The organism is Actinomadura chokoriensis (assembly GCF_039529475.1).
Lineage (GTDB): Bacteria > Actinomycetota > Actinomycetes > Streptosporangiales > Streptosporangiaceae > Spirillospora > Spirillospora bangladeshensis.
In genome coordinates this window covers 494,101-515,595 of sequence record NZ_BAAAMW010000003.1, presented here as the reverse complement: position 1 = coordinate 515,595, position 21,495 = coordinate 494,101, and the positions used below count along the sequence as shown (strand labels likewise).

The following is a 21,495-nucleotide window of genomic DNA, read 5'->3' as shown; positions in this document are numbered from 1 at the left end:
TTATCGGACGAATGTGCGTTTTGCGTTATTTATCGCTAGCCCATTCGCGCGGTGGTCTGTCCCGTTCGCGTTGAAGGGCGGCGCACGGTGGTCCATGATGGAGGCCCGGCCACCCGACTCACGAAAGCTCCCCTTGATGCCCCTCGATGGCGAACGACCGTGCTCAATACCTCATTGCGGCCGCCTGTCGTGCTTTCACGTGCGGCTGGAGGGGCCCGTGCCCGGAGACGGCGGACGCGATTCCTGCGGCGCCCATCTCGCCGAAGTCGTGCACGAATTGGCATCGCGCGCCCGCGAGCAGCGGAAACGCCCCGCGCGGGTGGTCGTGTACGCGATGACGGAGCGGCGGTCGAATGAGGCGGGGCCTTTCGACCGGCTCGCCCTCGGCGCCATCCCGGTCTGACCTCTTCCGCTAGCGGCGAGGGGCTCGCGGGGCCATTGCCGATCGTCCGGGGGCTTCCGATACTGGGCGGGCACCGCCGAAGGCGACCGGACGAAAAAGAGGTCGGCATGGGATTCCAGCTTGGCTTGTTCTCCCCCAACACCGAATCGGGACTCGCGATCACGACCGCTCCGGAGCGATGGCACGCGACCTGGGACAACAACCTCCGGCTCGCCCGGCTCGCGGACGAGACCGGCATCGACTTCCTGCTGCCCGTCGCCCGCTGGACGGACTGGGGCCCCGGCACCGACTTCCACAGGAGCGCCCTCGACCCGCTGGTCTGGGCGTCCGGCCTGCTCGCCCACACCAGCCGCCTCCGCGTGTTCAGCACCGTCCACACGGCGTTCCACCATCCGGTCGTCGCGGCGAAGCAGCTCGCGACCGCCGACCACCTCGGCCGGGGGCGGATCGGGCTGAACATCGTGGCGGGCTGGCACGCGCCCGAGTACGAGATGTTCGGCCTCAAACTGCCCGGCGACCACGACACGCGCTACGCGCTCGCGCAGGAGTGGTGGGACGTCGTCAAGCGCATCTGGTCGACCGACGAGCCGTTCGACCATGACGGACGGTTCTTCCAGTTGCGGCACGTCGTGGGCCGTCCCAAGCCGTTCAACGGGCACGGCATGCCCGTCATCAACGCCGGGTCGTCCAAGCAGGGGCGCTCGTTCGCCGCGCGCAACGCCGACCGCGCGTTCACCGTCGTGGCCGGGCCGGAGGACGGTGCCGAGATCGTGAAGGCGATCCGCGCCGAGGCCGCCTCCTACGGCCGGACGGTCGGCGTCTTCACGCTCGGGCACGTCGTGTGCCGTCCGACCAAGACCGAGGCGGAGGAGTTCCTGCACTACTACGCCGACGAGCACGCCGACTGGCCCGCCGTCGACGAGGTGATGCGGCTCCAGGGGCTGCACGCGCAGTCGTTCACTCCCGAGATGCTCCAGATCTACCGGGACCGGTTCGCCGCCGGCCACGGCAGCTGCCCGCTGATCGGCGACCCCGACACCGTCGCGGACGGCCTCGCGGAGTTCGCGCGTGCGGGATTCGACGGTATCGCTCTGTCGTTCCTCAATTACGCTGATGAACTGGGCTACTTCGCCGCCGAGGTCATGCCTCGCCTGCGGGCCCGAGGTGTCCTGCCCATCGACCGTCCTGAGAAGGCTCCGCCCACGCGAACATGACTCCTCCCGCAACCCCGCCGCCCCTGTCCGCCCATCGACGGGTCGCCAGCGCGGACATCGGCGTCCTGCACGACACCGTCGAACCGTTCGCCGTGGGCCACGACCTCCAGGTCCGCCGGCCGGACGTCCCGCTGGACGGCCTGGTCAACGCCCTCGGTGTGGGCGCGATCACCATGGTGTGGGTGCGGTACGGGGGCGGCGGCGTCATCGTGGACACGCCGCCGACGGAAGGCCACTTCGCCATGTGCGCGCCCATCGCGCCCATGGCCGTCGAGTACCGGACCACCGGGAACCGCGACACCGCCGGGGGAAGCCTCGTGCTGTCCCACGACGAGCCCATGCGGATGACGCCGCACCCCGCCCTGGGCTGCCTCGTCATCGCGACGAGCACCGGGCGCCTGGCCGACCACCTCGCCGGCCATCTCGGACGCGACTGCACCGCACCGCTGCGCTTCCACGGCTCGGACGGCCCGGCCATCCTTCCGGCGTCGATCGTCGACCGGACCTGGCGGCACGTGTGCGACGTGCTCGACCACGCGGCGGCCCGGGGCGGGCTCCACCCGCTGGCGGCGCGCACGCTGGAGGAGTCGCTGCTCACCGCCATCCTGCTCGGCCTCCCGCACACGGCGACGCGCAGCCTCGCCGAGGAGCCGTCCCGGACACCGCACCATCTCGCGGGCGCGATCCGCGAGTGGGTGGAGGCGAACCACCACCGCCCCATCGGCGTCACCGACATCGCGGCGTCGGTGGGCATCAGCGTGCGCCAGTTGCAGGCGATCTGCCAGGACCAGTGGGGCCTGACCCCGACCCAACTCCTGCGCGGGACGAGGCTCGACCACGCGCGCACGGCGCTCACCGGGGCACAGCTCGGGCCGGGCACGGTCACCGGCATCGCCAGGGACGCCGGCTACTTCCACATGAGCCGCTTCGCCGCCCACTACCGGCAGCGTTTCGGGGAGACCCCCACGCAGACCCTCAGGCGGAGCGGCTAGCCCGGCCGCGAACCGCACCCTCTCACGCGACTACCGGACGGGCTGACGCAGGATCGTGCGCATCTTCTCCGGATCGGTCTCCGCGGGGTCGGACAGATAGATCTCGTGGTGCAGCCCGTTCACCACGAGCCCCTTGGCGTCCATCAGGGCGGCCATGCGCGCGAGGGACGCGGGCTCGTCCGAGTAGGGGCCGCTGTGCAGCATCTGCACGCACAGGCCGTCGTCGTAGGTGACGTGCTGGACGCGCGCAGCCGCGGGCACTCCGGCACGTGCCTCCTCACGGGCGCGGCCGACCGACACGGCGTCGTCCGGGAGGCGAAGGAACAGATGCCACCGCCACTCCTCACGCGGGACGTCGAACGGTGAGCGCTCGTCCTCGACCCACCAGCGCCCCTCCAGCGGAACCATCGGCGCGCCCAGTGCGCCTAGGACCGCGTACAGCGCACCCACGCTCTCCCCGTACGCGGCGCCCGCAGGCTCACCGCGCCCTGTGACGGCCAGGCCCGACACACGCCCGTGCTCGGCCATCTCCGGCTCGCTCGAAGCCTCATACCAGCTCACTGCTCATCACCCACTCGAACCATCACCCGGGTCTCCAGGTGGTCGGGCGGCGTGGTCGCGGGGTCGTTGAGGTACACCTCGCGGACGGGCCCGGCGGGCGTATGCCCGTAGTCGCCGAACCACGCGAGCACGCCATGGACAGTGAGCGGGATCTCCTCGTAAGGGCCGACATGGACGGCAGCCGCGAACGTCCCGCCGGGCAGGACCTCGTCGCCGTCCGCCGCCTGGACGGCCACGCGCACGTCGAACTCGTCCGCCATGTCCAGCGGGAACAGGCCGACGAGCAGGCCGTCCGGCGACATCCTCGGCAGCAGCCGGCGCACGCACGCCCCCGTCGCGTCCGGGATCGTCAGCGGTGTCGCGGACTCCCGCGCGGCGAACACCCGCCGCGCCGGCTCCCGCACGATCGCCACCTCGTGCTCCGGCAGCCCCTCGGCGAGGACGCGGTCCAGGAGCCGCAGGCCGCGCCGCCGCCGGGCGATGTCGGCCTCGATCCCGTCCCGCGCCTCCCTCAGCGCGCCGCCCGCGTCCCCGGACAGCACCCGCGCCACCACGGGCAGCGGCACGCCCATCGCCCGCAGCAGACCGGCCATCAGCGCGTCCCGGGCCTGGTCCGGCCGGTAGTACCGGTAGCCGGACGCCGGGTCCGTCCACGCCGGGGCCAGCACGCCGAGGTCGTCGTAATGCCGCAGCTGCTTGACGCTGAGCCTGCACAGCCGCGCGAACCGCCCGATCGGCAGGAGATCGTCGCTCACATGCCCCACCCTGATCCCTCCCACAGGGGGAGAGTCCAGCTCAGGACGGCCGCGCCGACAGGCCCGTGCATCCGCGCAGCCCGTTCCACCGCTTGAGCTCCGCCTGCGCGGCCGCGCCCTTCATCGGAATCGGGATGCCGCCCTGGATGAGCGCCGGGTTCCACTTGTCCTTCACGACCTTGCCGTTCTGCACCTTCAGCAGCAGCACACCGGACTTCGCCGTCTGGCCGTTCGCGGAGTAGAACACGAAGTTGCCCATGCCGTAGTGGACGTACGAGCCGTCCATGTAGCCGCCGCCCAGCGGGATGTGCGCGTGGCCCCCCACAATGATGTCGGCGCCCGCCTCGACAAGCTGCCGAGCGAGTTCCTTCTGGCGCGGCAACGGGCACGGCTGAAGCTCGGCGCCCCAGTGCAGGTGGACGATGACGACGTCCGCGCCCTTGCGCGCCTCCTTCACCGCCTGGACCATCCGCGGGACGTCCTTGGCCGACGCGAGGCCGCCCTTGGCGTCGGTCGCCGTCCAGGCCTGGATCAGGTTGTCGTCCAGCACCTGCGTGGCACCGACGATGGCGAGCTTGTTGCCCTTCACGGTCACCCGGTACGGCTTGAAGGCGGCATCCGCGTTCTTGCCGATGCCGACGACCGGGAACCGCGCCTGCTTGATGGCGGCCAGCGAATCGCGCAGGCCGCCCTCCATGTAGTCCATGCCGTGGTTGTTGGCCATGGAGACGACATCCACCCCGGCGGCCTTCAGCGCCTTGAACGCCGACGGCGGCGCCCGGAACGTGAACTGCTTGCCCGGCGCCGGCGTACCGCCCGTCGTGATGGCGGTCTCCAGGTTGAGCATGGCGAGATCCGCCGCCCGGAGCTGCTTCGCGACCGGCCCCAGCGCCGTGGAGGGGGTGCCGAGCCGCGCCCGCAACTGCCCCTCGAAATGCGTGTCGCCCCCGAACGCGAGAATGATCGGCTCCTTGACCGGCTGCGCCGGCTTCGTCGCGCCGCCGCCGGCCCCGGACGTCGCGGGCGGCGGCGTCGCCCCCTCTGCGTCCGAGTCGCCGGAACTCCCGCACGCCGCCGCGGTCAGCGCCACCGCCGCCATCACCGCGACCGCGGCCGCCTTCCCCCGCCTGCCCATCGCCTCGCCTCCGTCCGGCCCACCTGGACCTGCTGGCGGCCAAGCATCTCACGGGTGTTGGCCCAGGGGCTGTGTTGGCCCAGGGGGGCGACCCCCTGGAACCCCCGTTGCGAGCCGGTCGATCCTCACGCCACGGTGCGGGTTTGTTGTGACCGTGCGGGTCTGCCGGTGTCGCTGCGGTCGCCCGGCTCGGCGGGCAGGCCCGCTCCGGGCGCTGGAGCGCCCTCCGCGTGCCTTCCCGTGCTCCGGTGGCTGAGGTCCTTTCCAGATCAGGCGGGGTTTTCCTGGCCATTGGGGTGGGGGAGTTCTTGGCTGATGGGCTTCTCGGTGCTCGGGGCGAAGGCTTGGGTTATGGCTTGTAGGGCGTTCGTCATTTCGCCTGGGATCACCCAGAAGGTGTTGCCCTGGCCTTCGGCCAGTTTGGGGAGGGTCTCCAGGTACTGGTAGGCGAGGAGCTTCGGGTCCGGGTCGGCGTTGTGGATGGCGTTGAAGACCTGCTCGATCGCCGCGGACTGGCCCTCGGCCTCCAGGATGGCGGCCTGGCGGGCGCCCTCGGCCTTCAGGATCGTCGACTGGCGCTCGCCCTCGGCGGTGAGGATGGCGGAGGCGCGGGCGCCCTCGGCGGTCAGGATCGCGGCGCGCTTCTCCCGCTCGGCGCGCATCTGCTTCTCCATCGCGTCCTTGATGGACGGCGGCGGCTCGATCGCCTTGATCTCCACGCGGGTGACGCGGATGCCCCATTTGCCGGACGCGTCGTCCAGCACGCCGCGCAGCGCCGTGTTGATCCGGTCGCGGGACGTCAGGGTGGCCTCCAGGTCGAGGGTGCCGATGACGTTGCGGAGGGTCGTCGCGGTGAGCTGCTCGATCGCCTTGATGTAGTTCACGATCTCGTAGTCGGCGGCCCGCGGGTCGGTGACCTGGAAGAACAGGACGGTGTCGATGTGGACGACGACGTTGTCCTCGGTGATGACCGGCTGGGCCTTGAACGAGACGACCTGCTCGCGGAGGTCGAGGAGGGGCTTCACGCGGTCGACGAACGGGACGACGAAGCTGATGCCGGGTTCGAGGGTGCGGTGGTAGCGGCCGAGGCGCTCGACGTTGCGGGCGCGGGCCTGCGGGATGATCCAGACGGCCCGCATCACCGCGGTGGCGAGGACGAACACCCCGGCGAGCACGATGATCAGGACGGCGATGGCGATGTCGGTCATGGTGGCTCCTCGGCCGAGACCGGGTAGAGCAGGGCGGTCGCCCCTTCGATGGCGAGGACGTCGGCGGTGGCGCCGGCCGGGATGACCAGGTCGGGGTCGTAGGGGCGGGCCGTCCACTCCTCGCCGCCGATGCGGGCGCGGCCGCCGAGGCGGGTGACCTCGGTGAGGGTGTACGCCTCGCGGCCGACGAGCGCGGCGGTGCCCGAGCGCAGCGGCGGGGGCTGCCGGATGTGGCGGGTCGCGAGGGGGCGGACGACGGCGACGCCGGCGATCGACCCCACGGCGAAGACGGCGGCCTGGCCGGCGAGCGGCAGGCCGAGGGCGCCGGCCAGCCCGGCCGCGAGCGCCGCGACGGCGAGGATCCCGAGCGCGAACGTGAGCGTGAGCAGCTCGGCGATTCCGAGCAGCGCGGCGACCAGCAACCAGGCGACCCACGGCTCCATAGCAGCTCCCTAGAGGCTGCCGAAAGTCCTCGTCTTCAAAGTAACTCCCAAATCACCGTTACGGCCATGCCCGGGGGGCCGGTCATGGTGCGGTCGCGACCGACAAGTCATCATTGGGCAGACGGTCCCGTTCACAAGGAGTGTCCCGATGGGCGACCGCACGGCGTTCCGCACCTGTCCCCTCTGCGAAGCCCTGTGCGGGCTCGAACTGACCCTTGACGACGCGGGAACGGTGACCCGCGTGCGGGGTGACGCCGAGGACCCGTTCAGCAAGGGCTTCATCTGCCCCAAGGGCGCCACGCTCGGCAGCCTCGACGGCGATCCCGACCGGCTGGCGGAGCCGCTGGTCAAGGGCGAGAAGGCCGGGTGGGACGAGGCGTTCGCCGCCGTCCGGGAGGGGCTCGCGGGCGTCATCGAGCGGCACGGGCGGGACGCGGTCGCCGTCTACGTCGGGAACCCGACCGCGCATTCGATCGCCGGGCCGCTGTACACCGCCGCGATCGTGAAGGCGCTCGGCACCCGCAACCTGTTCACGGCCAGCACCGCCGACCAGATGCCGAAGCACGTGTCCTGCGGGCACATGTTCGGCGATCCCCTCGCGATCCCCGTGCCCGACCTCGACCGGACGCGGCATCTGCTGATGCTGGGCGCCAATCCGCTGGAGTCGAACGGGAGCCTCGCGTCGGCGCCCGACTTCCCCGGACGTCTGAAGGCCGTCCAGGCGCGCGGCGGCAAGGTCACGGTCGTCGACCCGCGGCGGACGCGCACGGCCGCCCTCGCCGACGAGCACCTGTTCATCCGTCCCGGGACCGACGCGTTCTTCCTCATGGCGCTCGTCCACACCCTGTTCGCCGAGGACCTCGTCACCGACCGCCTCCCGGGACGCGTCAACGGCCTGGACGACCTGCGCGCCCTCGCCGTCGACTTCGCACCCGAGCGCGTCGCGTCCGCCACCGGCGTCCCGGCGGACGTCATCCGGCGGACGGCGCGCGAACTGGCCGCCGCCGACCGCGCCGCCGTCTACGGCCGTATCGGGACCTGCACGCAGGCGTTCGGGACGCTGAACAGCTGGCTCGTGGACGCCCTGAACGTCCTCACCGGGAACCTCGACCGCGAGGGCGGCGCGATGTTCCCGCGTCCCGCGCACATGCCCGTGTACCGGCGCAAGAAGCCGTTCACGACCGGGCGGTGGCGCAGCCGCGTCCGCGCGCTGCCCGAGGTCAACGGCGAACTCCCGGTCGCGACGCTCGCGGACGAGATCGAGACCGCCGGCGAGGGGCAGGTCAGGGCGCTGATCACCATCGGCGGGAACCCGGCGCTGTCGGCGCCGAACGCCGCCCGGCTCGACCGGGCGCTCGCCGGCCTGGAGTTCATGGTCAGCGTCGACCCGTACCTGAACGAGACGACCCGGCACGCGAACGTGGTCCTGCCGCCGCCGCGGCCCGCCCAGACGCCGCACTACGACATCGCGCTGACCGGGCTCGCCGTCCGCGACTACGCGCGCTACTCGCCGCCCGTCGTCCCGCTGCCGGACGGGCGCCCGAGCGAGGCCGACCTCCTCGCCCGGCTCGCGATGATCGCCTCCGGCGCGGACGGCGACCCCGCCGCCCTCGACGAGATGATCATCAGCACGACGCTGGCGAAGGCCACCGCGCTCGCCGGCTCCCCCGTGCACGGCCGCGACCCGGGCGAACTGCGCAAGATGCTCGACACCGGCACGCTCACCGAGCAGCGGCTCGACATGATGCTGCGCCTCGGCCCCTACGGCGACGGCTTCGGCGCCGACCCCGCCCTTCGAGGGGGGACGACCCCCCACACCCCCCGAGGCGCCTCCGGCGCCGACTATGTCGGCCTCACACTGACACGGCTTCGCACCGAACACCCGCACGGGCTCGACCTCGGCGCCCTCAAGCCGCGTCTGGACGAGGTTCTCTGCACGACGTCCGGCCGTGTCGAGCTGTGCCCGTCCACGTTCGCCGCCGACGTCGACCGGCTGCACGCCGCCCTGACCGCGCCGCGGCACGACGGCATGGTGCTGATCGGGCGCCGCCAGCTGCGCTCCAACAACAGCTGGCTGCACAACGTCCCCGAACTGGTGCGCGGCTCCAACACCTGCACCCTCCAGCTCAACCCCGCCGACGCCGACCGGCTCGGCGTCACCGCGGGCGGCCTGGTCCGCGTCACGTCCCGGACGGGCAGCGTCGACGCCGTCGCCGAACCCACCGAGAGCGTCATGCCCGGCGTCGTCAGCCTGCCGCACGGATGGGGGCACGACCGTCCCGGAACGCGCACCGGCGTCGCGCACCGGCACGCGGGCGTCAACGTCAACGCGGTCACCGACGAGCAGGAGATCGACCCCCTGTCCGGCAACGCCGTCTTCAACGGAGTCCCCGTCACCGTGGAGGCCCTGGCCGCGGTGGAGGCCCGCTGACCCCGTGGTTTACCTCCCCCGGCCACAGGTAGGGGTATGACTGGCCGCAGGAGAACGCGGAAGACTAGTGTCGCACCAGGCGTCTCACAGACCGCGGAGGAGGGGACATGCCCCGACGGGTGAACATATTCCGGCGCGGGTCACAGCCCCAGACCCCGGCACGGCTCGCGGACGCCACGGACGCGCTGGAGCAGGCGCGCGGTTTGGACCGTACCATCCGCGTCCTGTCCACGGCCGTGCGGCGGACGCTGCACCCGGGGCCGGTCAAGGACGCCCTGCACGGCGTCCCGCTCGGCCACCCGGCCCATCCGCCGCTCACCGACGTGCCCGTCGGCCTGTGGATCTCCGCCGCCGTCCTCGACCTCATGCCGGGGACGCGCCGCGCCGCGCAGACCCTGGTCGCCGCCGGGCTCGCCGGCGCCCTGCCGAGCGTCCTCACCGGCATCGCCGACTGGGGCTCCCTGCACCGCGAGCAGCAGCGCGTCGGGCTGATCCACGCCGCCGGGATGGCGACGACGAGCGCGCTGTACTCGGCGTCCCTCATCGCCCGCTACCAGGGACGGGACGGCGCCGGCCGCGCGTTCGGCTTCGCCGGCCTGTCCACGCTGCTCGCCGGCACCTACCTCGGCGGGCACCTCGCCTTCCGGCAGGCGGCGGGCGCCAGCCACGCCGACAAGGTCGGCCACCTCGTCCCGCTCGGCTGGCACGACCTGTGCAGCGCCGCCGACCTCCCGGACGGCTGGCCCGTCACCCGGCGGCTCGGCTACATCAGCCTGTTCGTGCTGCGGACGGGCGACAGCGTCCACGTCCTCACCGACCGCTGCAGCCACCTGGCCGGGCCGCTCCACCAGGGCCGCATCGTCACCGACGACAACGCCGACGTCTGCGTCGTCTGCCCCTGGCACGGCAGCACGTTCCGCGTCGCCGACGGGTCCGTCGTCCACGGCCCCGCCACCGCCCGCCAGCCGGCGTTCGAGAGCCGCGTGACGGAGGACGGCGTCCTCCAGGTCCGGCCCCTCTAGCCGGACTCGCCGCCCTCGGTGGAGACGGGGTGCTCCACGAGGGCCAGGACGCGGCTGGACATGAAGCGCGCCGTCCGGACGGGGGTGCCCGTCCGGGTGACCTCGGTGACCTCCACGACGCCGCGCCGGGTCGCGACCTCCACGCGGCGTCCGGCGCGGCTCGCCGTCACCTCGTACGTCCGCGTTCCGTCGCCCCCGGCGTCCACCACGATCTCGACCCTGTCGCCCTTCATCGCGTCGCCCCTCCGGCAGTCGAACGTATATTCGACTTATACCCGAAATGTCCGGTCGGCAATCCCCGTGGCGGGCCGGAAAACGCTGGTCAGGGCAGCAGCAGGTTCACGATCGCGGCCACGCCGACGGCGACGATCACGCCGCGCAGCACCAGCGGCGGGATGCGCCGGCCGACCCGGGCGCCGATCACGCCGCCGCAGGTGGAGCCCGCCGCGATCAGCAGCACCGCCCACCAGCTGACCTCGGTCCCGGCGAACAGCCACATGAGCGTGAACAGGATCGCGGCCGTCCCGTTCACCACGGCCGACAGGACGTTCTTGGCCCCGTTCAGGCGCTGCAGGTCGTCGTCCAGCAGGATGCCGAGCAGCGCGATGAGGATGATGCCCTGCGCGGCGCCGAAGTAGCCGCCGTACATGCCCGCCCCGAACACGCCGAGCCAGAGCCCCGCACCGCCGTTCGGGCGATGCGCGCCCTCGCGGCGCAGCGCCACCCGCCGCTGGAGGCGCGGCTGCACGACGACCAGGACCAGCGCGATGACGATCAGCGCGATGACGATGATGTTGAACGCCTCGGCGGGCAGCCCCAGCAGCAGCAGGCCGCCGATGACCGCGCCGGCGAACGACGCGGGCGCGAGCCGCAGCAGCCGCCCGCGCTGCCCCTTCAGCTCCTCCCGGTAGCCGTAGGCGCCCGTCACGCCGCCCGGGACGAGCCCGATGTTGTTGGACACGTTCGCCACCACCGGCGGGTAGCCGAGCGCCAGCAGCGTGGGAAAGGTGATCAGGGAGCCGGATCCGACGACCGTGTTGATGCTTCCGGCGGCGACCCCGGCCGCGAAGATCGCGACCGCGTCCAACAGGTTCACGTGCGTCCCATCCAAGCGCTGCGGGTTCTCGGGGGCGCACACATCGTAGGGAGCAGCGGCTCAGGGCCGTCGATCGGGGGTGGTCCGGGAGCATCCGCCCCTTTTTCCACCCCGGGCCGACCCGCCCGGCTCGGCGCGGCTCAGCGGACGGAGCGGGCGTACCAGCGGCCGTTCTGGCGGTCGATCGCCAGCGGGAGGCCGAATGCGGCGGAGAGGTGCTCCTGGGTGAAGACCTCGTCCACCTTGCCCTGCGCGACGATCTCGCCGGAGCGCAGCAGCAGCGCGTGCGTGAAGCCCTCGGGGACCTCCTCCACGTGGTGCGTGACCATCGCCATCGTCGGGGCGGCCGGGTCGGCGGCGAGCGCGGCGAGGCGGGTGACGAGGTCCTCGCGGCCGCCGAGGTCGAGGCCGGCGGCGGGCTCGTCCAGCAGCAGGAGCTCCGGGTCGGGCATGAGGGCGCGGGCGATCTGGACGCGCTTGCGCTCGCCCTCCGAGAGGGTGGTGAACGTCCGCTTGATGAGGTCGGCGCAGCCGAGCGCCTCCAGCAGCGCGACGGCGCGGCCGACGTCGGTCGAGTCGTACTCCTCCTGCCAGCGGCCGAGGATCGCGTACGAGGCGGTCAGCACCAGGTCGATGACGGTCTCACCGGCCGGGACCTTCTCGGCGACCGACGAGCTGGCGAGGCCGATGCGGGGACGCAGCTCGAACACGTCGGTGCGGCCGAGCTCCTCCTCCAGGATCTCGACCGTGCCCTCGGACGGATGCAGCATCGCGGCGGCGATCTGGAGCAGCGTCGTCTTGCCCGCTCCGTTCGGGCCGACGATGACCCACCGGTCGCCCTCGTTCACGGTCCATGTGACATCGCGCAGCAGGGTCGCCCCGCCGCGCCTGACCCCGACTCCGCGGAGTTGAAGTACCTCGCCGGCCATCGCGTGCCTTCGTCCCCAATCCCGGTCGCCCGTGATCTAGCCCTCAGGAGAAGAACCTATGCGATCCGGGACGGCGGTGGCCCCCCGGATCCCCGCCGGAAACGGCGGCCCCAGGGTGCTCCTCCGCCGCGATAGGTCCCTTACGTCCGGTGGAACCGGCGATCCGAGCGCTTATCGTGGATCGCATGCCCGTTGCGGAGAGTCCGAGAATGAGCACGACAGAATGAGCGGGGCGGTAGCGACGTCGCTGGTCGCCTGGGGCAACGCGTGGCTGACGGGGCACGTCGGCCTCGACGAGGCGGTCGACGCGGTCGAGCAGAGCGCCGGGCCGCAGATCCTCGGCGGCGAGCCCGCCGAGGTGACGCTGCGGCGCGGCCTCGGCGACCTGCGCGTCGGCGGGCTGTCGGCGCTGCGGCTGGCGCTGCCCCAGCCCGGCGACCCGCTCGGGCTGACCGGGCCGCCGCCGTTCAACGCCGCGGCGATCGAGGCGGGCGCCGCCGTCGTCGCCGTCCTGGACGGCCGGGCGATGGGCCTCGTCCCCTCCGAGGACCGGCGCGGCTCGTCCTATGTCGGCGTCCGCTGGACGCCGCACGACGCGTCGGCGGGGCTCCCGGACGTCCCGTCCCTCGCCGAGGCCGACCGGCGGCTCACCCTCGCCATGCGCGACGCCACCGAGGCGCTGCTGACCGTGGACGACTTCGCCGGCGTGCCGCCCGAGATCGCCGACGCGCTCGTCGACCTGCGCGACCCGGACCGCGGCGGCCACCCGCTCGCCCCCGGCTACCCGCAGCGCGCCCACCGCGTCGCCGCGCTCGCCGGCCGGCTGTCCCTCGTCGTCGACCTGGCCCGCCGGCTGGACGACCGCGGCCTCAGCGCCGACCAGATGACCCGCCGCGGCGAGGCCCTCCGCCTCCTGGACTCCGCCGTCCGCCGCGCCCTGGTGGCGGCGTGCAACAGCGCGTTCGACCCGGTTCCCGGAACAGAGCGCTAGCGGAGTGCAGGGAGCCGGGTCGAACCGCCCTCGCCCGGGGGGCGTGGGGGGCCGCCCCCACAGGGGACACGACCCGGTTCCCGGAACAGAGCGCTAGCGGAGCGGAGGTCTCGCCGACCTTGCGGCGGTCGTCGCGCGAGGGCGCCCGGTGGACGTACCCGGCCTCCGGTACCGGCGGTACATCCGGTTCGCATCCTCGGGCGTTGACACGGGACCCCTCACTCCGTAATCTCTTCCTCAGTGAAGAGAAATCTTCAAAGAAGAAACTTCCTAGGAGAAGACGCTATCGTGGAGGGCACCGCCATGGACACCGCCGTCACCGAGATCCGCGCCCTGCTCGACCGGGCCCGCGACGCCTGGAACCGCGGCGACGGAGCCGCCTACGGGACCTGCTTCACCGACGACGCCGTCGACGTCACCTTCGTCGGCACCGTCTACACCGGAGGCGACGAGATCGGCCGCGCGCACCAGGCGCTGTTCGACGGCTTCCTCAAGGGCACCCGGCTCCACATGGAGATCATCGGCATCCACCGCCACGGCCCCGACACGGCGATCGTCGTCACCAGGGGCGACGTCGCCAAGAAGACGCCCGGCAAGCTCGGCAAGGTCGCGACCTACACCCTCGTCCGCGCGGCGGACGGGCGGTGGCGGATCGCGGCCGTCCAGAAGACCAAGCACAAGGGGCTGATGGAGGCGGTCTCCTTCAGGCTCCAGCCCGCCACCCGGCCCGGCGCGGGCGCGACGCCCTGACCGCGATCGCCCGCCGAGCCGGTGGCCGCATACGGAAACGGGGCGCCCCTCGTGAGGGACGCCCCGTTCTGGTGGTCTCGGGTCAGGCGCGGACCACGATCGTGTTGCAGATCTTGTCGGCGAAGGTCTGCTTGCGGTCGTCCCACAGCGGCCAGAGGAAGCCGATGTAGCACAGGAAGCTGTCGGCGACGTGGGCGATCTTGCGGACGAACGCCATGCCGAAGCCGATGGGCTGGCCGGTCTGCGCGCTGACGAGGCGGATGCCCATCTGCCGCTTGCCGATGGACTGGCCGGTGGTGCCCTCCTGGTAGCAGATCCACAGGCCGCCCGCGACGGACAGGGCGAGGCCGACCAGCATGAACAGCAGGCCGAGCACCGCGGCGCCGCCGCTGCCGGAGCTGGTCAGCAGCATGCTGAGCAGGTAGAGGACGAAGACCGGACCCATGAAGATCAGGTAGTCGATGATGTAGCCACCGGCGCGCGAGCCCCACTCGGCCAGCTGGCCGGTCGAGCCGTAGTGGTGGTGGTGGACCTCCTGGTAGCCGGGCTGCGCGGGCGCCCCGGGGGCGCCGTAGCCGGGCTGGGCGGGAGGCTGCTGGCCGTACCCCGGCTGGGCGGGCTGGCCGTAGGCCGGCTGCGCGGGCGGCTGGCCGTACCCGGGCTGGGCCGGGGGCTGACCGTAGCCCGGCTGGGCCGGGGGCTGCTGGCCGTACCCGGGCTGCTGCTGCCCGTAGCCCGGCTGCTGACCGTACGGGTCGTAGGGGTTACCCACACTTGCTCCTTATTGATTGACCCTTTGGTTGTGTGACGCCCGCCGGACCCGGTGGGCTCCGCAAGTCTGACCGAGGATCGACCTCGGCTCAAACCCGGAGGATGCCCAACCGGACGAGCTGCCACAGTTCCGACCCCACGAGGGCGGTGCCGAGCATCCAGGCACGGGTCTTCGGCTGGAGTGCCCACCACCGGCGCCCCAGGCCCAGCGGTGCGGCGGCGACGGCGATCGCGCCGGTCAGGGCGACCGGGTTCGCGAGGACGGCCTGGCCCGGGCGGCCCGAGCCGAGCTCGATGAACACGGTCGTGCCTCCGCACATGGGACACGGGATTCCGGTGAGCGCCCGCAGGGGACAGAGCACGCCGGGGTCGTTGACGCGGTGGATCCATGACGCGCCGATGGCCGCGACGGCCATCGCCGCAACGCGCAGCATCACGCCCATGGGGCCGTGCCGCGCTGCGGTGAGGGTCCGGCTGACGAGCCCGCCCAGCACACCGTCCGGTGCACCGGTGGCCGCCGCCCCGGGCGCTCCCCCCAACGAATCCTCCGCCTCGATGACAAACGAGTGAGTGACCCGTATACCGGGTGCACCCGGAGCCGGGTCAAGCGCGGCCGACGATCCGCGATGGGACCGTTACCGAGCGCGCAGTGACATCACTCCAGGGGCAAGAGTAAGACAAATCGCCAGCTACAGGGGCACTCTTTCCGCCTAAGAGTTTCATGAATCGTCCGGACGCGGCCCACAGGGGCCTCTGGCGCCCACTACGCCCCGCCCGGATCTGATGCGGATCCATGTGGCCGGTTATGGCCTCACGGCGGACGAGGCACCGGCCCGAGGCACCGGCCCGAGGCACCGGCCCGAGGCACCGGCCGGACGAGGCTCAGCCCTGCGCCGCGGCTCCCACGACCGCGGGGCCCTCGCCGCCCTGGAGGTGCTCGGCCTCGACGACGTCGGCGATGACCGCGGTGATGTTGTCGGGGCCGCCGCCCGCGCGGGCCAGTTCGATCAACCGGTCCACGGCGCGCTGCGGATCGGCCTCCGCCGACAGCACCTCGTAGATCTGCTGCGCGTCGACCGGGCCGCTCAGGCCGTCCGAGCACAGCAGGTAGCGGTCGCCGAGCCGGGCCTCGCGCAGGCGCAGGTCGGGCTCGCGGTCCTCGCGGCCGTCCAGCACCCGGTACAGGACGTGCGACAGCCGCGACGTCTCGGCGGGGTCGGCCTGCTGGCCGGCCTGCTCCGCCTCCGCCTTCAGCAACTCGTCCATCGTGTGGTCCTGGGTCATCTGGAACAGCTCGCCGTCGCGCAGCAGATAGCCGCGCGAGTCGCCGACGTGCGCCAATGCCACGGACTCCCCGGACCAGAGCATCGCGGTGAGCGTGGTGCCCATCCGGCTGAGGTCGGGACGCTCCTCGCGGACGATGCGGAGCTTCTCGTTGGCCTCGGCCACGGCGCGGCCCAGCACCTCGACAAGATCGTCCTTGGGGGCAGCGGTGTCCAGCGAGCGCAGCGAGTCGATGACGGTCGAGCTCGCGACCTCGCCGCCCGCATAGCCGCCCATGCCGTCCGCGACCGCGATCAACCGCGCACCGGCGTAACCGGAGTCCTCGTTGTTCTCCCGGTTGCACCCGATGTCGCTGCCTGCTGCGTACCTGATTGCTACGTTCATACCAATTTCGATGACGATCCTGTCAGAGGAGTTGTATCAGTACCGGACGGCGGATTCCCCGTTTTCCCCGGCCGCGCCGGACGTTCCGACACCGTGCCGGACCGCGTAGAGCGCCGCCTGCGTCCGATCCTGGACTCCCAGTTTCATGAGCAGATTACTGACGTGCGTCTTGACCGTCTTCTCGGACACCACGAGGGCGCGCGCGATCTCCCGGTTGGACCTGCCCCGCGCGATGTGCACGAGCACCTCCCGTTCCCGTTCGGTCAGCGCGGCCAGGCCGCGATCGTCGTCCCGCGCCGCCGACCCGTCCCGCAGCATGGCCTCGGCCGCGTCCGGCGCGAACAGGACGTGCCCGTCGTTGACCGCCCTGATCGCCTGGACGAGCGCCTGCGGGTCGACGTCCTTGTACAGGTACCCGGCCGCACCCGCCTGCACGGCCGGCAGCACGTGGCCGCGCTCCGTGACGCTGGTGAGGACCAGGACCCGTGCCTTCACCCCACGAGCCCGCAGCTCCGTCAGCGCGGCCAGACCGTCGGCGCCCGGCATCTTGAGGTCCATGAGCACGATATCGGGCTCAAGGGATTCGGCCAGTGTCACGGCCGACGCGCCGTCCTCGGCCTCGCCGACGACCTCGATGTCGTCCTGGATGCCGAGGAACGTGCGGAGCCCCTGCCGGACGACCGGGTGGTCGTCGGCGATGAGGACCCGGATCGCGCCGTCGCTCACAGCGGCACCTCCAGCCGGACGGTCGTGCCCCGGCCCGGAGCGGCGTCGATCGTGAGGTCGCCGCCGATGGAGTAGGCCCTGTCGCGCATGGAGGCGAGCCCGAGCCCGCCTTGGTTCTCGGTGTCGGACGCGTCGAAACCGGACCCGTCGTCGGCGACCTCCAGCACGGCCCTCACGTCGTCCGCGGCGAGGCGGACCTCCACGGTGCCGGCTTGGGCGTGTCGCAGCGCGTTGTAGAGCGCCTCCTGGGTGATGCGGAACGCGACGGCCTCGTGCTCCTCCGGCAGGACGACGGCGTCGTCCGCGGCGAGGCGCACGGTCGCCTCGTGCGCGCGGTCGAGGACCTCGACGTGCTTGCGCAGCGACGCGACCAGGCCGTCCGCGAGGTCGGCGGGGCGCAGCTCGAAGATCACGGCGCGCAGCTCGGCGAGGGCCTCGGCGGCGAGCCGCTCGACCTGGGCCAGCTCCCGGACGGTCCGCGCGGCGTCGCGCTCGGCCAGGGTGGCGGCGGTGCGCGCGGTGAGCCGCAGCGAGAACAGCTTCTGCGCGACCGCGTCGTGCAGCTCGCGGGCCATCCGGTTGCGCTCGGCGACGACCGTCAGCTCGCGGTTGTGCTCGTAGAGGCGGGCGTTCGCCATCGCGATCGCGGCGTGCGCGGCGAACAGGGTGAGGAGGTCCTCGTCGTCCTGCGTGAACCCGCCCGGGGACTGCTTGTTGGCGAGGAAGATGATGCCGAGCACGTCCTCGCCGTCGCGGATCGGCACGCCGAGGAAGTCCTTGAGGACGGGGTGCGCGACCGGCCAGCCCTCGAACTCCGGCTCCCGGCGGATGTCGCCGAGCCGCTTCGGCGCGTCGCCCTTGAGCATCGCGGCGAGCATGCCGTGCTGGCGGGGCAGCGGGCCGATCCGCTCCCACTGCTCGTCGGAGATGCCCGCCACGACGAACTCGGCGAACGAGCCCTCGTCGTCGGGGACGCCGAGGGCCGCGTACCGGGCGTCCAGCAGCTGCGCCGCCGCCCGGACGATCACCTGGAGCACCTCGTGGACGGACAGGTGCCGGGTCACCGCGAGCACGGCGGAACTGACGGCGTGCAGGGTCGCGCCCTGATCGCGGCACCCGTCGTCGGTCTCCATCCCGGCCTCTCGTTCACCCACTTGTGAAGACCGTACTCTCTGGGCGGGTCTTCCCGAATCAGCCTGGACGACTATCAATGCGGGTCCGTCCGGGACCGGGGTCCTAGGACCATCTGCCCAGCCGCCGCGGAACGGTCGGCCGATGCCCCAGGACCTCCCCGGTTCCTAGCGTCGGAACCATGAGAACGGCACTGATCACAGGCGGTTCCCGGGGGCTCGGGCGGGCGCTCGCCGGGGAACTCGCGGCGGACGGCTGGAACCTCGTCATCGACGCCCGCGATCCGGCCGCGCTGGCGGCGGCCGCATCCGAGACCGGCGCGCGGGGGATCGCGGGCGACGTCACCGACCCCGCGCACCGGGCCGAACTCGTCCGGGCCGTGTCCGGCGGGCTCGACCTGCTCGTCAACAACGCGAGCACTCTCGGGCCGACGCCGATGCCCCGGCTGGACTCGCTGGCGCCCGCCGACCTAGCGGACGCGTTCGCGACCAACGTGCTGGCGCCGCTCGCGCTGATCCAGGCCGTCCTGCCGACCCTGCGGGAGCGGCACGGCGCGATCCTCAACATCACCTCGGACGCGGCCGTGGAGAACTACGAGACGTGGGGCGGCTACGGGACGTCCAAGGCGGCGCTGGAGCAGCTCTCGAACGTCCTGGCGGCCGAGGAGCCCGACGTGGCCGTCTGGTGGGCGGACCCGGGCGAGATGAACACCGCGATGCTGCGCGCGGCCGGGGAGAACGCCGACGCCGCGCCTCCGCCCGCGAAGGCCGCGGCCGCCCTCCGCCGGCTCGTCCAGACCCGGCCGGCGAGCGGGCGCCACCGGGTGTCCGACCTGGTGGACGACCTGGTGGACACGCCATGACGGCGATCCTCGATCATGAGCGGGTGTCTGATTCGGGGCGTGGAGTCCTTACTGCGGGTTTTCGGGGTACGACATTCGGGATCGTGCTCGTTGTCACGTTGCTGGCGTTCGAGAGCATGGCCGTCGGCACCGTCATGCCGGTCGTCGCGGCCGACCTGGACGGCCTGGCGCTCTACGCGTGGGGCTTCAGCGCCACGCTGATCATGAGCCTGCTGTCCACGGTGCTGGCGGGCGGCTGGGTCGACCGGTCGGGCCCCACCCGGCCGTTCATGATCGGGCTCGGCACGTTCGTCGCCGGGCTGGTGGTCGCGGGCGCGGCGCCGACCATGTGGGCGTTCGTCGCGGGACGCGCCGTGCAGGGCCTCGGCACGGGCGTCTCGCTCGTCGCGATGTACGTCGTGATCGCCCGCGTGTACCCCGAGGAGCTGCGGTCGCGGGTGTTCGCGGCGCTGTCGGCGGCGTGGGTGCTGCCGTCGCTGATCGGGCCCGCGGTCGGCGGCGCGGTGGCCGAGCACGTCGGCTGGCGGTGGGTGTTCCTCGGGCTGATCCCGCTGGTCGTCCCGCCGACGATGATGCTGGTGCCGGCCCTGCGCGGCATCAAGCAGGTGGACGGCGGGCCGGGCGGTTCCGGCCGGTCGCGGTACGTCGCCGCCGTCGCCGTGGCGGCGGGCGCCGCCGTCCTGCTCTACGGGCTCGACGGCGGCGGCTGGACGATGCTGCCCGTCGCCGTCATCGGGCTCGCCGGCCTGGCGTTCGGGCTGCCGCGGCTCGTGCCCGCCGGAACGCTCCGGCTGCGGCGCGGGCTGCCCAGCGTCATCCTCGTCCGGGGCCTGCTCTCGGGCGCGTTCTTCGGCACCGAGGTGTTCATCCCGCTGGCGCTGACGCGGCTGCACGGCTTCAGCGCCACCAAGGCGGGCATCGTCCTCACGGTCGGCGCGCTCGGCTGGTCGGCGGCGTCGCAGATCCAGGGCCGGTCCACGCGGCCCCGCGAGTTCTACGCGCTGCTCGGCGCCGTGCTCGTCACCGCCGGGATCGCCCTCGCCGCGGTCGGCCTCCAGCTGCCCGGCGGCTGGCTCGCCGCGCCGGCGTGGATCATCGGCGGCGCCGGGATGGGCTTCTCGATCGGCAGCCTGTCCGTCCTGCTCCTCGACCTGTCCCCGGAGGACGAGCAGGGCGTCAACTCGTCCGCGCTGCAGATCAGCGACACGCTCGGCTCGTCCCTCGTGGTCGGCGTCGCGGGCGCGCTCGTCACCGGCTTCGGGGCCGCCCGCATCGGCACCGGCCTCGCCGTCTCCGGTGCGCTGTTCGCCGTGATCGCCCTGCTCGGGGTGATCGCCGCTCTCCGGCTGGAGGTCTCCACGTGACCGTCGAGTTCACCCTGCCCGCCTCGCTCGAAGCCCACGAGCCGCCCGAGGCGCGCGGCCGCGGCCGGGACGGCGTCCGCCTCCTGGTGTCCCGGCGCGCGACCGGCGCGGTCTCCCACCACGCGTTCGGCGAGCTGCCGACGCTGCTCGACCCGGGCGACCTCCTCGTCGTCAACACCTCGGCGACGCTGCCGGCCGCCGTCCGGCTCGACCGGATCAGCGTGCACTTCTCCACCCCGGTGCCCGGCGGCGACGACCGGCTGTGGCTCGTCGAGCTGCGCCGCCTCGCCGGCAAGGCCAGCCGCCCGTACCGGGGCGGCTCCCCCGGCGAGTGGATCCCGCTGCCCGGCGGCGCCACCCTCACCCTCGTCGGACGCCGCACCGAGCGGCTCTGGGAGGCCCGGCTGAGCACCGACGTCATCCCGTTCCTGCTGAGCCGCGGCGTGCCGATCAGGTACGGGTACGTCCGCCGCGACTGGCCCGCCGCCGCGTACCAGACCGCCTTCGCCTACGACTCGTCGACGGGCAGCGCGGAGATGCCGAGCGCCGCCCGCCCGTTCACACCCGAACTCGTGACAAGCCTGGTCTCGCGGGGCGTCCTGATCGCGCCGATCACGCTGCACACCGGCGTCGCGTCCCCGGAGGCCCATGAGCCGCCCTACGCGGAGCGCTACCGCGTCCCGCAGCCGACGGCGGCGCTGGTCGAACACGTCCGCTCCGAAGGCCGCCGGGTGATCGCCGTGGGCACGACGGCCGTCCGCGCCCTGGAGACCGCCGTGGACGCCTCAGGGCGCGTCACCGCGTCCTCGGGCTGGACGGAGCACATCGTGACCCCGGAGAAGGGTGTACGGGCCGTGGACGGCCTCCTCACCGGCCTGCACGAGCCCAAGTCGTCCCACCTGATGATGCTCACGGCCATCGCGGGCACCGATCTGCTCACCGCCACCTACGACGCCGCCCTGGCCGAGCGCTACCTCTGGCACGAGTTCGGAGACCTCAATTTGATCTTGTGACCGTCTCGCATGCCGGACCTGCCGCACGAC

At 72.6% G+C, this 21,495-nt stretch carries 22 protein-coding genes and 1 pseudogene; 10 read left to right on the top strand and 13 right to left on the bottom strand.

Annotation, left to right across the window (positions count from 1 at the left end):
• The first annotated feature begins 217 nt into the window (after window positions 1–217).
• The 3 genes from ABFX46_RS10490 (at window position 218) to ABFX46_RS10480 (ending at window position 2,609) form a co-directional block, all read left to right on the top strand.
• Complete coding sequence (locus ABFX46_RS10490; RefSeq protein WP_346041394.1) at window positions 218–403, top strand: hypothetical protein; 186 nt, start codon at window positions 218–220, stop codon at window positions 401–403.
• Between the two features lie 107 nt (window positions 404–510).
• Entirely contained in the window at window positions 511–1,617 is a 1,107-nt protein-coding gene (locus ABFX46_RS10485) for an LLM class flavin-dependent oxidoreductase (protein WP_346041392.1), read from the top strand.
• Window positions 1,614–2,609, top strand: coding sequence for an AraC family transcriptional regulator (locus tag ABFX46_RS10480; RefSeq protein WP_346041390.1), 996 nt, complete (start codon window positions 1,614–1,616; stop codon window positions 2,607–2,609). Before ABFX46_RS10485 ends, ABFX46_RS10480 begins: the two co-directional genes overlap by 4 nt.
• Before the next feature lie 30 nt (window positions 2,610–2,639).
• On the opposite strand, the gene ABFX46_RS10475 is transcribed toward ABFX46_RS10480, so the two are convergent.
• From ABFX46_RS10475 to ABFX46_RS10455, 5 genes and pseudogenes are all read right to left on the bottom strand, one after another.
• A complete protein-coding gene (locus ABFX46_RS10475) occupies window positions 2,640–3,170 on the bottom strand; it encodes a GyrI-like domain-containing protein (RefSeq protein WP_346041388.1) in 531 nt (176 codons plus the stop codon).
• Window positions 3,167–3,925 (bottom strand): MerR family transcriptional regulator, encoded by a 759-nt coding sequence (locus ABFX46_RS10470; RefSeq protein ID WP_346041386.1) that lies wholly within the window; start codon window positions 3,923–3,925, stop codon window positions 3,167–3,169. Before ABFX46_RS10470 ends, ABFX46_RS10475 begins: the two co-directional genes overlap by 4 nt.
• Before the next feature lie 40 nt (window positions 3,926–3,965).
• Entirely contained in the window at window positions 3,966–5,060 is a 1,095-nt protein-coding gene (locus tag ABFX46_RS10465; RefSeq protein ID WP_346041384.1) for a CapA family protein, read from the bottom strand.
• Window positions 5,061–5,395: 335 nt separating this feature from the next.
• Window positions 5,396–6,268, bottom strand: a pseudogene (locus tag ABFX46_RS10460) (SPFH domain-containing protein); the annotation flags it as partial.
• Window positions 6,265–6,711, bottom strand: a complete 447-nt coding sequence (locus ABFX46_RS10455) for an NfeD family protein (RefSeq protein ID WP_346041380.1) — start codon at window positions 6,709–6,711, stop codon at window positions 6,265–6,267. The pseudogene ABFX46_RS10460 and the gene ABFX46_RS10455, both read right to left, overlap by 4 nt.
• Window positions 6,712–6,859: 148 nt before the next feature.
• On the opposite strand from ABFX46_RS10455, the gene ABFX46_RS10450 reads away from it, so the two are divergent.
• Both ABFX46_RS10450 and ABFX46_RS10445 read left to right on the top strand, forming a co-directional pair.
• Entirely contained in the window at window positions 6,860–9,142 is a 2,283-nt protein-coding gene (locus tag ABFX46_RS10450) for a molybdopterin dinucleotide binding domain-containing protein (RefSeq protein WP_346041378.1), read from the top strand.
• A gap of 107 nt (window positions 9,143–9,249) precedes the next feature.
• Window positions 9,250–10,164 carry a Rieske (2Fe-2S) protein gene (locus ABFX46_RS10445; protein WP_346041376.1) on the top strand — a complete coding sequence of 305 codons (915 nt, stop codon included), beginning with the start codon at window positions 9,250–9,252 and terminating at the stop codon, window positions 10,162–10,164.
• Here ABFX46_RS10445 and ABFX46_RS10440 read toward each other — a convergent pair.
• From ABFX46_RS10440 to ABFX46_RS10430, 3 genes are all read right to left on the bottom strand, one after another.
• The gene (locus ABFX46_RS10440; RefSeq protein WP_131938772.1) at window positions 10,161–10,397 is read right to left on the bottom strand and encodes a hypothetical protein; all 237 of its coding nucleotides are present in this window, start codon (window positions 10,395–10,397) and stop codon (window positions 10,161–10,163) included. The two genes, ABFX46_RS10445 and ABFX46_RS10440, sit on opposite strands and share 4 nt — an antisense overlap.
• An 89-nt stretch (window positions 10,398–10,486) precedes the next feature.
• The gene (locus ABFX46_RS10435; protein WP_346041374.1) at window positions 10,487–11,260 is read right to left on the bottom strand and encodes a sulfite exporter TauE/SafE family protein; all 774 of its coding nucleotides are present in this window, start codon (window positions 11,258–11,260) and stop codon (window positions 10,487–10,489) included.
• 140 nt (window positions 11,261–11,400) lie between these two features.
• On the bottom strand, window positions 11,401–12,189 hold the full coding sequence (locus ABFX46_RS10430) for an ABC transporter ATP-binding protein (RefSeq protein WP_346041372.1): 789 nt from the start codon (window positions 12,187–12,189) through the stop codon (window positions 11,401–11,403).
• 223 nt (window positions 12,190–12,412) lie between these two features.
• Between ABFX46_RS10430 and ABFX46_RS10425 the strand changes: the two genes are divergently transcribed.
• Window positions 12,413–13,180 (top strand): hypothetical protein, encoded by a 768-nt coding sequence (locus ABFX46_RS10425; RefSeq protein WP_346041370.1) that lies wholly within the window; start codon window positions 12,413–12,415, stop codon window positions 13,178–13,180.
• A 288-nt stretch (window positions 13,181–13,468) separates the two neighbouring features.
• On the top strand, window positions 13,469–13,930 hold the full coding sequence (locus ABFX46_RS10420; protein WP_346041368.1) for an SgcJ/EcaC family oxidoreductase: 462 nt from the start codon (window positions 13,469–13,471) through the stop codon (window positions 13,928–13,930).
• Between the two features lie 82 nt (window positions 13,931–14,012).
• Here ABFX46_RS10420 and ABFX46_RS10415 read toward each other — a convergent pair whose 3' ends face one another.
• From ABFX46_RS10415 to ABFX46_RS10395, 5 genes are all read right to left on the bottom strand, one after another.
• Window positions 14,013–14,702 (bottom strand): RDD family protein, encoded by a 690-nt coding sequence (locus tag ABFX46_RS10415; RefSeq protein ID WP_346041366.1) that lies wholly within the window; start codon window positions 14,700–14,702, stop codon window positions 14,013–14,015.
• Between the two features lie 88 nt (window positions 14,703–14,790).
• Window positions 14,791–15,240, bottom strand: coding sequence for a DUF2752 domain-containing protein (locus ABFX46_RS10410; RefSeq protein WP_346041365.1), 450 nt, complete (start codon window positions 15,238–15,240; stop codon window positions 14,791–14,793).
• A gap of 343 nt (window positions 15,241–15,583) precedes the next feature.
• Window positions 15,584–16,369 (bottom strand): PP2C family protein-serine/threonine phosphatase, encoded by a 786-nt coding sequence (locus ABFX46_RS10405; protein WP_346041363.1) that lies wholly within the window; start codon window positions 16,367–16,369, stop codon window positions 15,584–15,586.
• Between the two features lie 36 nt (window positions 16,370–16,405).
• Window positions 16,406–17,095 carry a response regulator gene (locus ABFX46_RS10400; RefSeq protein WP_163059467.1) on the bottom strand — a complete coding sequence of 230 codons (690 nt, stop codon included), beginning with the start codon at window positions 17,093–17,095 and terminating at the stop codon, window positions 16,406–16,408.
• A complete protein-coding gene (locus ABFX46_RS10395) occupies window positions 17,092–18,249 on the bottom strand; it encodes a GAF domain-containing sensor histidine kinase (RefSeq protein ID WP_346041361.1) in 1,158 nt (385 codons plus the stop codon). The genes ABFX46_RS10400 and ABFX46_RS10395 overlap by 4 nt, the downstream gene beginning before the upstream one ends.
• Window positions 18,250–18,407: 158 nt before the next feature.
• On the opposite strand from ABFX46_RS10395, the gene ABFX46_RS10390 reads away from it, so the two are divergent.
• The 3 genes from ABFX46_RS10390 (at window position 18,408) to ABFX46_RS10380 (ending at window position 21,465) form a co-directional block, all read left to right on the top strand.
• The gene (locus ABFX46_RS10390) at window positions 18,408–19,088 is read left to right on the top strand and encodes an SDR family NAD(P)-dependent oxidoreductase (RefSeq protein WP_346041359.1); all 681 of its coding nucleotides are present in this window, start codon (window positions 18,408–18,410) and stop codon (window positions 19,086–19,088) included.
• Between the two features lie 83 nt (window positions 19,089–19,171).
• Entirely contained in the window at window positions 19,172–20,452 is a 1,281-nt protein-coding gene (locus ABFX46_RS10385) for an MFS transporter (RefSeq protein WP_346041357.1), read from the top strand.
• Window positions 20,449–21,465: an S-adenosylmethionine:tRNA ribosyltransferase-isomerase gene (locus ABFX46_RS10380; protein WP_346041355.1), complete on the top strand. Its 1,017-nt coding sequence runs from the start codon at window positions 20,449–20,451 to the stop codon at window positions 21,463–21,465. The genes ABFX46_RS10385 and ABFX46_RS10380 overlap by 4 nt, the downstream gene beginning before the upstream one ends.
• Window positions 21,466–21,495: the final 30 nt, after the last annotated feature.

Bases quoted from the DNA above. Each gene is read 5' to 3' on its own strand.
- ABFX46_RS10445 (WP_346041376.1), top strand. From the start codon at position 9,250: ATGCCCCGACGGGTGAACATATTCCGGCGCGGGTCACAGCCCCAGACC.
- ABFX46_RS10440 (WP_131938772.1), bottom strand. From the start codon at position 10,397: ATGAAGGGCGACAGGGTCGAGATCGTGGTGGACGCCGGGGGCGACGGA.
- ABFX46_RS10425 (WP_346041370.1), top strand. From the start codon at position 12,413: ATGAGCGGGGCGGTAGCGACGTCGCTGGTCGCCTGGGGCAACGCGTGG.
- ABFX46_RS10450 (WP_346041378.1), top strand. From the start codon at position 6,860: ATGGGCGACCGCACGGCGTTCCGCACCTGTCCCCTCTGCGAAGCCCTG.
- ABFX46_RS10405 (WP_346041363.1), bottom strand. From the start codon at position 16,369: ATGAACGTAGCAATCAGGTACGCAGCAGGCAGCGACATCGGGTGCAAC.
- ABFX46_RS10430 (WP_346041372.1), bottom strand. From the start codon at position 12,189: ATGGCCGGCGAGGTACTTCAACTCCGCGGAGTCGGGGTCAGGCGCGGC.
- ABFX46_RS10480 (WP_346041390.1), top strand. From the start codon at position 1,614: ATGACTCCTCCCGCAACCCCGCCGCCCCTGTCCGCCCATCGACGGGTC.
- ABFX46_RS10465 (WP_346041384.1), bottom strand. From the start codon at position 5,060: ATGGGCAGGCGGGGGAAGGCGGCCGCGGTCGCGGTGATGGCGGCGGTG.
- ABFX46_RS10455 (WP_346041380.1), bottom strand. From the start codon at position 6,711: ATGGAGCCGTGGGTCGCCTGGTTGCTGGTCGCCGCGCTGCTCGGAATC.
- ABFX46_RS10485 (WP_346041392.1), top strand. From the start codon at position 511: ATGGGATTCCAGCTTGGCTTGTTCTCCCCCAACACCGAATCGGGACTC.
- ABFX46_RS10390 (WP_346041359.1), top strand. From the start codon at position 18,408: ATGAGAACGGCACTGATCACAGGCGGTTCCCGGGGGCTCGGGCGGGCG.